The organism is Acidocella sp., assembly GCF_013044125.1.
Lineage (GTDB): Bacteria > Pseudomonadota > Alphaproteobacteria > Acetobacterales > Acetobacteraceae > Acidocella.
Genome location: NZ_JABEVC010000029.1, coordinates 1 through 11182, shown reverse-complemented (window position 1 = coordinate 11182; position 11182 = coordinate 1). Strand labels below are relative to the sequence as shown.

Below are 11182 nucleotides of genomic sequence, written 5' to 3'. Positions count from 1 at the left end.
CGTCAACCATACACCGAGTCTAGAATATTCGCTTACCGCGCCGGAATCCCCCCAGAGCAGAATTCCCCTCCACGATTCAATTATTTATCAACAGACCCTAAGCGTCCTCGCTTTCGCTGGCGGCAAGGTCGACCATCATTTCCTCGGCAAGGCGTTCGAGAATTTTGCGGACTTCCTCGGTGGTGACTCCGCCCGGCACCCTCAGGCGCGCGGCGGCGCGGAACATTGTTTCGCCAGTGAAGGGCGCGCTTTCAATGCTGCTGCTGAATTCTTCGATGTTGGCGCCAAGCTGGTTCAGGGCGTGGGTGACATCGCGCACAATTCCCGGCCGGTCCTGGCCGAGGAGTTCAAGCTCCAGGGTCCGGTAGCTGAGTGCGGGTTCTGCCGGGGTCGTGCGGGCCACGGTGATCCGCAGCCCGGTTTCCTCCAGGCTGTGTAGGGCGGCGGTGAGGCCGGAGGCGTTGGCATCTGGCACGCTGATGAGCACGATGCCGGCGAACTCCCCCGCCAGCCGCGCCAGCCGGCTCTCCAGCCAACTCCCCCCGGCAGTGGCGATTTTCTCTGAAATGGCGCTCACGAGGCCGGGTTTGTCATGGGAGACGAATGTGAGCACGAGCGATGATGTCATGGCGCACCTCCTGGTTGTTTCGCCCCAGGGTATCATGGATCGGCGCACGGGTGAACTCGCCTAGCGCGCGGATTGCCAGGCGAGGTTGCGGGGCGGGGGTTAGTGTGTGAACAGGCCGCCGTTCTGGGTCACGCTCGCCAGCCCGGAGAAGATGAGCTTTGTACCGTCGTTGAGGGTGACATTGAGCGAGCCAGCGAGCGTGGTCTCGCTCAGGACGCTCAGATTGCTCGCCAGTTGCAGGCTGCCGCTGAATGCCTGCAGTACATCGGTGCCGCCGCCGCCGGTGATGGATATGAGGTCTGTGCCGGTTGCCGCGGTGAAGAAGGTTTCATTACCCGCCGCCGACACGAGGGTATTGTTGCCGCTGCCGCCGCCGATTAGGACGTCGTTGGTACCGCCGGCCACAAACAGATTTGCTCCGCCGGTGCCGCCGTTCAGGCTGTTGCCGCCGCCAATGCCGCCATATACGGCGTTGGCGCTGCTGGCGCCGCCGGACATGGTGATGGCGGCATTGCTGGCGCTGCCGAGGATGGTGCTGGAAGTGCCGCTTGAGCCGATGAAGGTGAGTTTTTCAATGGCGTTGCCGGAATTCGCGCCGATATGCATTCCGGGAATGTCGGTCAGGGTGACGGCGGTGCTGGCGCTGGCGATGATGGTATCGGCGGCGAAATTGGTTTCCTGCAGGGCGATGAGGTTATTGGCGCCGTTGTTGACGATGGTGTTGCCGCCGTAAATCTGGTCGCCGGCGGTTACGGTATCGTTGGCGCCGGAGAGGGTGACGGCATTACCGCCGAACAGGGTGATCTGCGCCGCGCCCTGGGTTTGCAGCAGCCTGTCCAGGCCGCCGAGAGAAAACGCGCCGCTCTGCACGGTGAATGAGTTCTGCGTGGTCAGGTTGGGGGTGAACGTGCTGTCGTAGGTATAGGGGCTAGCGCTGGAGACCGTGTCCGATCCGGTTAGGTTGACCTGGTTGCCCGTACCCATGATTTGCAGGCTGATGTTGGAGCCGGTGATGACGTTGTTGTTGGCCTGAACGACCATCTGCGCGCCGGTGCTGGCGTTGATGGTATTGTTGCCGCTCATGGCGATGAACGCGTTGTCGCCGGAAACATTGATTGCGCCGCCGTTTGTGCCCGTGCCGCCGCCCGCCTCGAGGATGAACAAATTGCCGGTGCCGTTTTCGTTCAGCGTATCTTGGTTGGCGCCGTAGAGAATACCGGTGTTGTTGTTGCCGGCCACGTTGAGCGTGTTCTTCGCGTTCGCGAATTTGCCTGACATGCCGTAATAAAGGTCGTTCGAACCGAAGTTGACGACGGAACCGCTGATGCTGTCCTGCGAGAGGTTCGTGCCGTCGGCCACCTGCAGGGTATCGTTGCCAGAGATGTTCACCAGGCTGGCCGCCGAAATCGAGAAATGATTGCCGCCGATTGAGTCGTTGATCGTCTGGCCGGCATTGGCCGTGACGCTGACATTGCTGTTCGCGATATTGATGATGACGGGAAAGGAGGCCGGGGCCACATCGACGATCGGCGTGCCCGTGTTATAGACGGTACCGACCGATGAATTGCCAGATAGGCTGATGACCGCCGACGGCGCGGTTGGGCTCACGCTCACCCCCGCGGCTGCGGCGGCGGAGATGGTGTCGCTGGCGCCCGAGGCGGCAATGGTTTCGCTGGTGCCTTGGGTTAGCACCGAGGACTGGCTGCCGCTGACGGAGATCGCATTATTGTAGCTCTGGGCAGAGACAGTGTTCTGCCCGCCGCCCGCTACCACGGTATTGTTGTCGGTAAGGGAGGTAAGGCTGGTGCCAGAGCCGGTAATGGAGACCACGGCGCCTGGGGTTGTGTTGGTGCCCGCCGTGCCGTTGCCGTTGATGAGGTCATAGGGAAGAGTCTGCCCGGGAATGGCCTCGTTGACGAAGGTGTTGTTGTTGCCGGTATCAACGATGCTCTTGGCCTGCACCGAGGTTATCGTGTCGTTATTGCCGTTTACAACGATGTTGACGGCGCCGACGATGATCGTCTCATTGCTGCCGTTGACCGTCATATTGCCGCCCAGGTACAGGCTGTTGATCGTATTGTACGAGCCGTTGACGACGGCATTCGCGGATTCGATCTTCTGGCTGGAAGCGACGGTGTTATGGCTGCCGTTGATGGTGACCCCGCCGCCCTGAAACCCATAGTCGGCGACGGTGTTGTAATTCCCGCCGAGATAAAGACTGTCATAGCTCGAGGCGCCGAACGAGGGGATGCCGGCTGTGATGGTGCTGTGGGAGCCAGTAACGCTGATGAGCCCGCTGCTGCCTTTAAGCATGATCCCGACATCGGAGGCGCTGCTCAGCACCGTATCGCCATCGCCGCTGACCACAACTGTGCCCGATTGTACGCTGATGGTTTTGTAGCTGCCCGCATAATAGGCAGGTCCGGAGAGGGTGACGGTTGCGGCCATGAAGTTCTCCTGTCTTAATCAAAGCATTTTTCGGTCAGGGCGATTCATATTCAGAGTTGCATTGCGGCGCAAATGGACATATTTTCTACTCTGAGTATATGTACACAAAGAAACATCACGGACAATTGATTTGAGCCGGATAAATAAAAATTTAATAAATTAAGTTTTAATTTTTGCCAATGTACGCCGCCGGAGTTGCGCCGGCAGCAATCCGCAGCGGTCGGAGGAGGGCCGGACGGAAGTCCCCAAATCCAGGATTTGGCACCCGGTTTCAGAGGGTTGCGCCGGCAAGGATTATTTTCCGCCACAGGCTTGTTATGGTAAAAGCCTGGCATGAAGAACAGCAAAATAGGGTTTGTCACCGGCCTGACCGCAGAGGCGCAGCTGCTACGCCAGACGGGTTTCGCGGTTGCGGTGGGCGGCGGCACGCCGGAGGGTGCGCTGCGCGCGGCCGAGGCTTTAGTGGCCGGGGGCGCCCAGGCGCTGGTGAGCTTTGGCCTCGCCGGGGGGCTGCGGCCTGGCCTGAAACCGGGAACGGTGCTGGTGCCATCAGCCGTGTTTGAGAGCACACAGACCTACACATGCGACACTTGGCTGATGGAGCTGCTGGGCGGCTCCACGGGCCGCCCGATGCTGGCGGGGCACCGAATTGCCGTCTCGCCCGGCGACAAGGCGCTGCTGTACCGCCGCGGGCGAGCTGATGCCGTGGACCTGGAATCCGGCGCCGTCGCACGCGCCGCCAGGGTGCGCGGCGTGCCGTTCGCGGTGCTGCGCGCGGTGGCGGACCCGGCCGAGCGTGCTCTGCCGCCCGCCGCGCTGGAGGGGCTGAAAGAGAACGGACGGATTGACCTGCCGCGCATCCTGCTTTCGGTGCTGCGGCACCCGGGGCAGATCCCCAGGCTGCTTGAGGTGGGCCGGGATGCCGCGCGGGCGCGCAAGGCCTTGCAGGCACGGGTGCGCCGCCTCAAATAATGGTCATGCGCTGTTTGCAATCGCGCCTGCTTGCTGCCGTAAACCTGCCTTAAATTGCCGATACGTCCAGCCTGTCGCGGTTGCGTTCAGTCGCATAAATTTGAGGAGTATCCAATGTCTTTCCGAACCATGAAATTTTCGTCACGCGCCTTGGTGAAGATTGCCGCCGTGGTTCTCGCAAGCGTGTCGCTGGCTGGCTGCGTGTATTACCCGGGCGGTTACGGCTATGGTCCGGGCTATGCGGTGGCGCCGCCGGTTGGCGTGGTTGTGGGTGGCGGCTGGGGCTGGCACGGCGGAGATGACGACTAGCGCCCTGCGTCATTCATGACGCAGGGTACTGCGCGCGGGTTGGTGGGCGGCGCGCGCTAAATATGACGCTAGTGGGACGCGGCATTTTCAATGACGTGTCCCACTAGAGTACGATCGTTTGAGGCCCGCTCAACCGAGCGAGCCGAAAGCGTGAATCGCCCTCAGAAAAATGGCTCGCGCCTGATCGCACTTAGGCCAATCAGTCACTTAGCGGGCTGCGTATGGATTGATGCAGATCGTTCCAGCTAAACGCAGATTGCTCTACCATCAAAAATTCAGGAACCGCTGCAGGTTTTTAGTATGCCGCGAGCGGTTCAAGCCTCAATGTAGAGCATGCCATCGGCCTCGCTGACGGCGTAGGTTCTAAGGTCTCTGCTGCATGGTGTTGTCACCACCTCGCCGGTGGTGACGTTGAAGCTGCCAAAATGCCAGCTGCATTCTATGATGCGGCCGCTCAGAATGCCCTCCTCGGTGAGCGAGGCGCCACCATGCGTGCATAAATCATCTGTTGCGTAGAATTTTCCATCGACGTTATAAATCGCGATCGCCCGGTCATCCGGCAGCACCAGTTTTCGCATCTCGCCTGGCCCCAGCGTTGAGGTTTTGAATGCAACGAATGTCGTCCTGGATGGTTTGCTGGTCATGCGCGGCGCCTCAGCCGGGGTGGATGAGGGCGCTGAAGGCCGCCCCGGCGCGGCTGGGCGTGCGCTGCCTGTGGCGCAGCAGATGAAACGCGCGCTCGGGCAGAGGGAAGTTCACCTGCCGCAGCAGCCCGGCTTCCAGGCTGGGGGCCGCGACGGAGGCGGAGAGCGCGGTGGCGCCCAGCCCAGCCTCCACCGCGCCGCGTACCGCCTCGTTGGAGGGCAGTTCAAGCGCCACGCGAAAATCAGCGATGTTCAGCCCGAACCCCGCCACCGCATGCTCAAATTCCAACCGCGTGCCCGAGCCCGGCTCGCGCAGTACCCATTCGCTCTGGGTAAGTTGCGCGGGGGCCAGTTTTTCCGTGCCCGCCCAGGAGTGTTCCGGCCCCGTGACCAGAATCATGCTGTCGCGCGCCACTTGCAGGTTCAGCAGCGCGGGAAACTCCACCGGCCCCTCAACCAGGCCAAGCTCGGCGGTGCCCTCCAGCACCGCCTGCGCCACCTGCATGGAATTGCCCACGGTCAGCGCGATTTCAATGCCCGGATAGGCGCGCCGGAACGAAACCAGATGCCGGGGCAGCCAGTAGCTGGAAATCGTGTGGCTGGCCTGCAGGCTCAGCCGTCCGCGCGTGGTTCCGGCGAGGTCCTCCAGCAGCGCCTGCGCCGTCTCCGCCTGCGTGAGCACGGCCCGCGCGGCGCCCAGAAACTGCTCTCCCGCCTCAGTCAACACGATGCCGCGCCCCACCCGGTGGAACAATTTCGTGCCGTGCCTTGTCTCCAACGCCGCGATGGCGGCACTCACGGCTGATTGTCCGAGCCCCAGCGCGGCGGCGGCCTTGGTCACATGCGCGCGCTGCGCGACCGCGATGAAAATACGGAGTTGCTCCAGGGTCATGGTCACTCAATTCTTGAAACAGGCTTACCAGCGGGCTATGAAATTAACCAATTTATTTGAACGAAACAACAAAAACATTCGATTTTATTAAATATATACTGCGTCGTATACTAAGGCCGAAATCAAAGGGATTTTCCATGTCGTTCACTTTGTCCAAGCCTTTTTCGCACCATGCGCATCCGCGCGAGATTATCCGGCAGTTCACGCCGAACTGGTTCACCGTGACCATGGGAACCGGCGTGGTGGCGCTGGCGCTCAACCTGTTCCCGCTGCATCTGCCATTCCTGCATCAGATCGCTGTCGGGCTGTGGCTGGTCAACATTCCGCTGTTCGTGCTTTGTACGGCGCTGTACTTGGCCCGCTGGATCTTTTTCACGCGCGATGCCATGCCGATTTTCACCCATTCGGTGATGCCGATGTTCCTGGGCGCCATCCCCATGGGGCTGGCGACGATCATCAACGGGTTTCTCGCCTTCGGCATTGCGATGATCGGGGAGCGGGCGGTTGGCATCGCGCTCACGCTCTGGTGGATCGACGCGGCGCTGGCCATCGGGTTTGGCCTGCTCGTACCGTTCCTCATGTTTACCCGCCAGACGCATAGTTTTGACTCGATGACGGCGATCTGGCTGCTGCCGATTGTGCCCGCGGAGGTGACCGCCGCCAGCGGCGGGCTGCTGCTGGTGCATCTGGCCACCCCCGCGGCCGCCGCGCATATGCTGTTTCTCTGTTATGCGCTCTGGGCATTTTCAGTGCCGCTGGCCTGCGGCGTGCTGGTGGTGCTGTTCCTGCGGCTGGTGCTGCACAAGCTGCCCAAGCGCGATATGGCGGTTTCCAGCTGGCTTGCCCTGGGGCCGCTTGGCACCGGCGCGCTGAGCCTGCTGCTGCTGGGGCATGATGCGCCGGGTGTTCTGGGCGCGCTTGGCATGGCGGATATCGGCGCCGCCGCCCACGGGCTGGGCATTCTCGGCGGGCTGGTGTTTTGGGGCTATGGCGCTTGGTGGCTGTTCATGGCCGCGGGCATCACGCTCACCTATCTGGGCGAGGGGTTGCCCTTTAACATGGGCTGGTGGGGGTTCACCTTTCCGCTCGGCGTGTTCACCTTGGCCACGCTTAACCTGGGCGTGCAGACGGGCATGGCGTTTTTTACCATATTCGGCGCCATACTCGTCGTTGCGCTGGCTGGCTTCTGGTTGATGGTCTCGGTGCGGACGCTGGCCGGAGGCTACCGGGGCTATTTGTTCGTCTCGCCCTGCCTGGCCAGCCGCAACGCGCTTTCACCCGAGACGGGGCTGAACAGCTAACCGCAAGCAGCCGCCCGGCAAAATGGGCACAGAACCTTCGGCCATGCGCTGAAGGTTCTGTGCTTACGGATGATCAGAAACCTTCCAGCACGATCTTGCCGCGAACCGAACCAGCTTCGATCGCGCCATGAGCGCGCCTGAGGTTGGCCGCGTTGATGGTGCCGTAATTCTCCGTCATCGTGGTTTTCAGCGTTCCGTTATCAACCAGATGCGCGATGGCCTCCAGCGTGCGGTGCTGCGCCGTGATCTGGGGCGACTTCAGAATACCGCGCGCGAACATATACTCCGTATGCAGCGTGCCGGATTTTTTGAGCAGCGTTGAGATGTCAAGCGCTGTGGCATCGGATTCGATAATCCCGATGGCGCCTTCCGGGGCGAGCAGCTCGGTGAGTTTCTTGAAATGCTGGCGTTGATGCGTGACGCAGAAAATATGCTCAGGCGCGTTCAGGTTGAACTGCGAGAACTGCGTCGCCAGATCATGCAGGTGGTTGAGCACATGGTGCGCGCCCAGCGCGCGGCACCAGTCGGTGGTCTCAGGGCGTGAGGCGGTAGCCACAACGGTGAAGCTGGTGAGTTGCGCGGCCAGCTGAATTGCCATGGAGCCGACGCCGCCAGCCCCGCCGGCGATGAGCAGCGTGCCGCTGGCGCCCTGTGCGCGCGGCAGCCGGAAACGGTCGAACAGCATTTCCCAGGCGGTCAGGGTTGTCAGCGGGAGTGCCGCCGCCTGCGCAAAGTTCAGGGATTTCGGCTTGTGGCCGGCAATGCGGTCATCGACCAGATGATACTCCGCATTCGTGCCCGGCCGCGTGGGAACCCCGGCGTAATAGACTTCATCCCCCACGGCGAAATGCTGCACGTCAGGGCCGATCTCTCGCACGATCCCGGCCGCATCGAACCCCAGCACGCGCGGCTCTCCCAACGGCTCGCCGGAGAGGCGCAGCTTGGTGTCCACCGGATTGACAGAGACCGCCTTCACCTCGACCAAGAGATCGTGATGCCGGGGCACGGGCACGGGGAGGTCGAAATCCTCCAGAGAATCAGTGGCCGAAATGGGCCGGGAATGGGTAAATGCGACAGCTTTCACGAAGCGTGACCTTTCTCGATTGGTGCGTAAGTTTAATCTATCAGCCGATCCTCAACAGCGCGGGGCCGTGCGTGCCCAGCCATGCGCTGGCGGCAAGACGGTGCGTGGTCAACTGTTCAGTCAACGTCCAGAACTGCCGCCCGTGATTCATGTGGCGCAGATGCGCGACCTCATGCCCGACGACATAATCCTGCACAAAGGCGGGTGCGCAGACCAGCCGCCAGCAAAAGGCCAGCGTGCCATCCGGCGCGCAGGAGCCCCAGCGGGTGCGCGTGTCCTTCACCCGCACGCATCTGGGGGTGACCCCCGCCAGCCGCGCCTTCTCGGCGGCCAGCGCGGTCAGCCTCTGGCGCGCCAGGCGGCGCAGGCAATCAGCCACGCGGCGGCTTAAAAATTCCGCATCCCCGGTGACCAGAATTTCCCGCCCCTCGATCCAGGCGCCGCCATGTCCGGCGGCGACGGGGCGGATGACATGCTCCACCCCATCCACCGGCACCACCGCGCCGGGGGCAAAGGGCAGGGCGCGCGGCAGGGCGGCCAGTTTTTCCGCCACCCAGGCCTCATGCGTCTGCAATAAAGCGAGGCCGGCGCGGCGCGAGGCGCGCGGCGGCAGGGTGATGACAATGCCGCCCTGCGCCGGGTCTATCCGTAGTGAGATTTTGGCGGCGCGCGCCGAGCGCCGGAACGCCACCTGAGCCAGCGCGCCCTGCACTGGAATCATCTCGGTGGTGAGTTCCGGGGCTTTCATCGCCGGACCCTGGGGAGTTTGCCTGGCCATTCGACGATATGGTGCTCCAGCGGCCCGGCGTCACGTTCGCTCAACACCCGCCCGGCCACGCCCGCGCCCGCCTCGGCCACACTTTCGGCCCGGCCGGTGATGAGCGGATGCCAGGGCGGCAGATCCTTGCCCTCGCCCAGCCGGCGGTAGGCGCAGCTGGGGGGCAGCCAGTCAACGGTTTTGAGTTTCCGGGGGGTCAGCTGCACACAATCGGGGATTTTGGTCCGCCGGTTGGCGTAGTCCGAGCAGCGGGAGGTCTTCAGGTCCAGCAGGCGGCAGGCGACATTGGTGAAGCTTACCTCATCGGTGTCCTCATCGCGCAGCTTGTGCAGGCAGCAGCGCCCGCAACCGTCGCAGAGCGATTCCCACTCCGCCTTGCTCATCTCCGTTAATGTCTTGGTGCGCCAGAAAGTCATACCCGCATATTAGCCCGTGGCGGGGCAATTGGCACTGGCTATTTGTACAAGGTTTTCGGCCAGCGGCGGTGCAGCCAGAGCCAGGCGCCGGGCTTCTCGCGGATCCAGCGCTCCAGAATGCGGTTCATTTCAGCCGTCATGGCGGCCACGTCGGCGTCCTTGTTGCCGGTATCAGGGATTGCCATGGGGGCATCGCAGATGACTTGAAGGCGCGCCGGGCCGATGCGCACCACATGCACCGGCAGCACCGGGCATTTGAACTTGATCGCGAAGCTGGCCATGGCCGAGGCGGTCATCGCGGGAATGCCAAACAGCGGCACGGAAATGCCGTTGTCGAGCTTCTGGTCCACCAGCATGCCCAGATGCCCGCCGCGCGCCAGATGCGCATAAGCCTGCCGGGCGCCGGCGCCGCCCTTGGGAAACATGATAACCTTGCGGCCGAAATTGGCTTCGCGCAGGCGCAGGATGATATCGTCCACCAGCTTGTTGCTGGCGGCGCGGTACATGAAGCCGATATCCACCCCGCGCGAGAATGCCGCGGGGGGAATGATCTCCCAGTTGCCGATATGCCCGGTGAAGAAAATCGCCGGGCCGCCCTTGGCCAGTGCCGGGGCCACATGCTCCTCCCAGCCGGTGACGATATAGCCGGGGCCGGAGTCTGTTTGGTGCAGCTCGCCGATGCGGGTGAGTTCCGCCACCGTCTGGCCGAGGTTTTCCCAGGTCTCGCCAATGATCTTGCGGCGCTGCGCGGCATCCAGCGCGGGCATTGCCAAGCGCAGGTTCTTATCGGCGATTTTCGAGACCGGGATGAGCGGGCCGAGCGTGCGCGCCACGCTGCCCGCGATTCGGGCCGAGGTGGCGGGTGCCAGGTTTCGCAACAGGCCGAGCACGGCGCGCACCAGCAGGGCCTCGGCGCGGTGCGCCAGCTTTATATCGCTCATTTCAACAGGGCCTCCAGCGCGGCGGTGTTTTCCCAGCGCAGCCGCACGCTCACCATCAGGCTCGCCGCGCGCAGCCGGGGCGGCAGTTTCACGTAATCTTTCGCGGTTGTCACCAGCGTTGCCCCAAGCTCCGATGCCTCATTCAGCAGCCGCGCCGAATCGAGGGCGGTGTAGACATGATGATCAGGGAAGGCGTGGGTGGCCGCAATATCCGCGCCCAGCGAGAGCACCGAGCGGAAGAATTTCTCCGGCCGGCCGATCCCGGCATAGGCGATCACACGGCGGCGGCCAAGGTTTTGCGCGCAATCGGGCATCAGCGCGGCACGCAGCACCGGCAGGCCGGGCGGCAGCGCCGCCAGTGCCCCGGTTTCATCCGCACCGATGAGCACCGCCGCCTGGCAGCGCGCGGCGGCGCGGGCCACCGGCTCGCGCAGGGGGCCCGCGGGCAGCAGCATGCCGTTGCCAAAGCCGTAACCCCCGTCGATCACAAGCACGGAGAGCGTTTTCATCAGCGAGGGGTTTTGCAGCCCGTCGTCCATCACCACCACGGCGGCGCCCTCGGCCAGCGCCAGCTTGGCCCCGGCGGCGCGGTCGCGCGATACGATCGTGGGAGCGGCGGCGGCGAGCAGCAGCGCCTCGTCTCCCACATCGGCGGCGGCGTGGACGGAGGGATCCACCAGGACCGGCCCAGCCAGCCGTCCGCCGTAGCCGCGCGTGAGCGCGAAGGCGGGGCCTTTTTTTTGGTCTAGGAATACGGCCACCACCGTGG

The 11182-nt window shown here is 63.3% G+C and carries 12 protein-coding genes; 3 read left to right on the top strand and 9 right to left on the bottom strand.

The features are described 5' to 3' along the window. Positions 1–97: 97 nt before the first annotated feature. Positions 98–628 (bottom strand): glycine cleavage system protein R, encoded by a 531-nt coding sequence (locus tag HKL97_RS01525; RefSeq protein WP_291422167.1) that lies wholly within the window; start codon positions 626–628, stop codon positions 98–100. A 99-nt stretch (positions 629–727) separates the two neighbouring features. Next, a complete protein-coding gene (locus tag HKL97_RS01520) occupies positions 728–3076 on the bottom strand; it encodes a hypothetical protein (protein ID WP_291422165.1) in 2349 nt (782 codons plus the stop codon). Between the two features lie 333 nt (positions 3077–3409). On the opposite strand from HKL97_RS01520, the gene HKL97_RS01515 reads away from it, so the two are divergent. Next, entirely contained in the window at positions 3410–4048 is a 639-nt protein-coding gene (locus tag HKL97_RS01515) for a hypothetical protein (RefSeq protein WP_291422163.1), read from the top strand. Between the two features lie 114 nt (positions 4049–4162). Further along, positions 4163–4357, top strand: a complete 195-nt coding sequence (locus HKL97_RS01510; protein WP_291422161.1) for a hypothetical protein — start codon at positions 4163–4165, stop codon at positions 4355–4357. A 314-nt stretch (positions 4358–4671) separates the two neighbouring features. Here HKL97_RS01510 and HKL97_RS01505 read toward each other — a convergent pair whose 3' ends face one another. Both HKL97_RS01505 and HKL97_RS01500 read right to left on the bottom strand, forming a co-directional pair. Next, complete coding sequence (locus HKL97_RS01505) at positions 4672–5001, bottom strand: non-heme iron oxygenase ferredoxin subunit (protein ID WP_291422159.1); 330 nt, start codon at positions 4999–5001, stop codon at positions 4672–4674. 10 nt (positions 5002–5011) lie between these two features. Then, positions 5012–5893 carry a LysR family transcriptional regulator gene (locus HKL97_RS01500; RefSeq protein ID WP_291422157.1) on the bottom strand — a complete coding sequence of 294 codons (882 nt, stop codon included), beginning with the start codon at positions 5891–5893 and terminating at the stop codon, positions 5012–5014. 137 nt (positions 5894–6030) lie between these two features. On the opposite strand from HKL97_RS01500, the gene HKL97_RS01495 reads away from it, so the two are divergent. Beyond that, positions 6031–7194, top strand: coding sequence for a TDT family transporter (locus HKL97_RS01495; protein ID WP_291422155.1), 1164 nt, complete (start codon positions 6031–6033; stop codon positions 7192–7194). 73 nt (positions 7195–7267) lie between these two features. On the opposite strand, the gene HKL97_RS01490 is transcribed toward HKL97_RS01495, so the two are convergent. The 5 genes from HKL97_RS01490 to lpxK all read right to left on the bottom strand — a co-directional run. Then, positions 7268–8278, bottom strand: coding sequence for a zinc-binding alcohol dehydrogenase family protein (locus tag HKL97_RS01490; RefSeq protein WP_291422153.1), 1011 nt, complete (start codon positions 8276–8278; stop codon positions 7268–7270). Between the two features lie 40 nt (positions 8279–8318). Continuing rightward, positions 8319–9026 (bottom strand): M48 family metallopeptidase, encoded by a 708-nt coding sequence (locus HKL97_RS01485; RefSeq protein WP_291422150.1) that lies wholly within the window; start codon positions 9024–9026, stop codon positions 8319–8321. Beyond that, complete coding sequence (locus HKL97_RS01480) at positions 9023–9472, bottom strand: YcgN family cysteine cluster protein (RefSeq protein ID WP_291422148.1); 450 nt, start codon at positions 9470–9472, stop codon at positions 9023–9025. The genes HKL97_RS01485 and HKL97_RS01480 overlap by 4 nt, the downstream gene beginning before the upstream one ends. A gap of 38 nt (positions 9473–9510) precedes the next feature. Then, positions 9511–10413: a lysophospholipid acyltransferase family protein gene (locus HKL97_RS01475; RefSeq protein ID WP_291422146.1), complete on the bottom strand. Its 903-nt coding sequence runs from the start codon at positions 10411–10413 to the stop codon at positions 9511–9513. Beyond that, positions 10410–11182: tetraacyldisaccharide 4'-kinase (gene lpxK, locus HKL97_RS01470; protein WP_408820568.1), on the bottom strand; the 773-nt coding region annotated here is incomplete at its 5' end. The genes HKL97_RS01475 and lpxK, both read right to left, overlap by 4 nt.

Bases quoted from the DNA above. Each gene is read 5' to 3' on its own strand.
- HKL97_RS01525 (WP_291422167.1), bottom strand. From the start codon at position 628: ATGACATCATCGCTCGTGCTCACATTCGTCTCCCATGACAAACCCGGC.
- HKL97_RS01520 (WP_291422165.1), bottom strand. From the start codon at position 3,076: ATGGCCGCAACCGTCACCCTCTCCGGACCTGCCTATTATGCGGGCAGC.
- HKL97_RS01515 (WP_291422163.1), top strand. From the start codon at position 3,410: ATGAAGAACAGCAAAATAGGGTTTGTCACCGGCCTGACCGCAGAGGCG.
- HKL97_RS01510 (WP_291422161.1), top strand. From the start codon at position 4,163: ATGTCTTTCCGAACCATGAAATTTTCGTCACGCGCCTTGGTGAAGATT.
- HKL97_RS01505 (WP_291422159.1), bottom strand. From the start codon at position 5,001: ATGACCAGCAAACCATCCAGGACGACATTCGTTGCATTCAAAACCTCA.
- HKL97_RS01500 (WP_291422157.1), bottom strand. From the start codon at position 5,893: ATGACCCTGGAGCAACTCCGTATTTTCATCGCGGTCGCGCAGCGCGCG.
- HKL97_RS01495 (WP_291422155.1), top strand. From the start codon at position 6,031: ATGTCGTTCACTTTGTCCAAGCCTTTTTCGCACCATGCGCATCCGCGC.
- HKL97_RS01485 (WP_291422150.1), bottom strand. From the start codon at position 9,026: ATGAAAGCCCCGGAACTCACCACCGAGATGATTCCAGTGCAGGGCGCG.
- HKL97_RS01480 (WP_291422148.1), bottom strand. From the start codon at position 9,472: ATGACTTTCTGGCGCACCAAGACATTAACGGAGATGAGCAAGGCGGAG.
- HKL97_RS01475 (WP_291422146.1), bottom strand. From the start codon at position 10,413: ATGAGCGATATAAAGCTGGCGCACCGCGCCGAGGCCCTGCTGGTGCGC.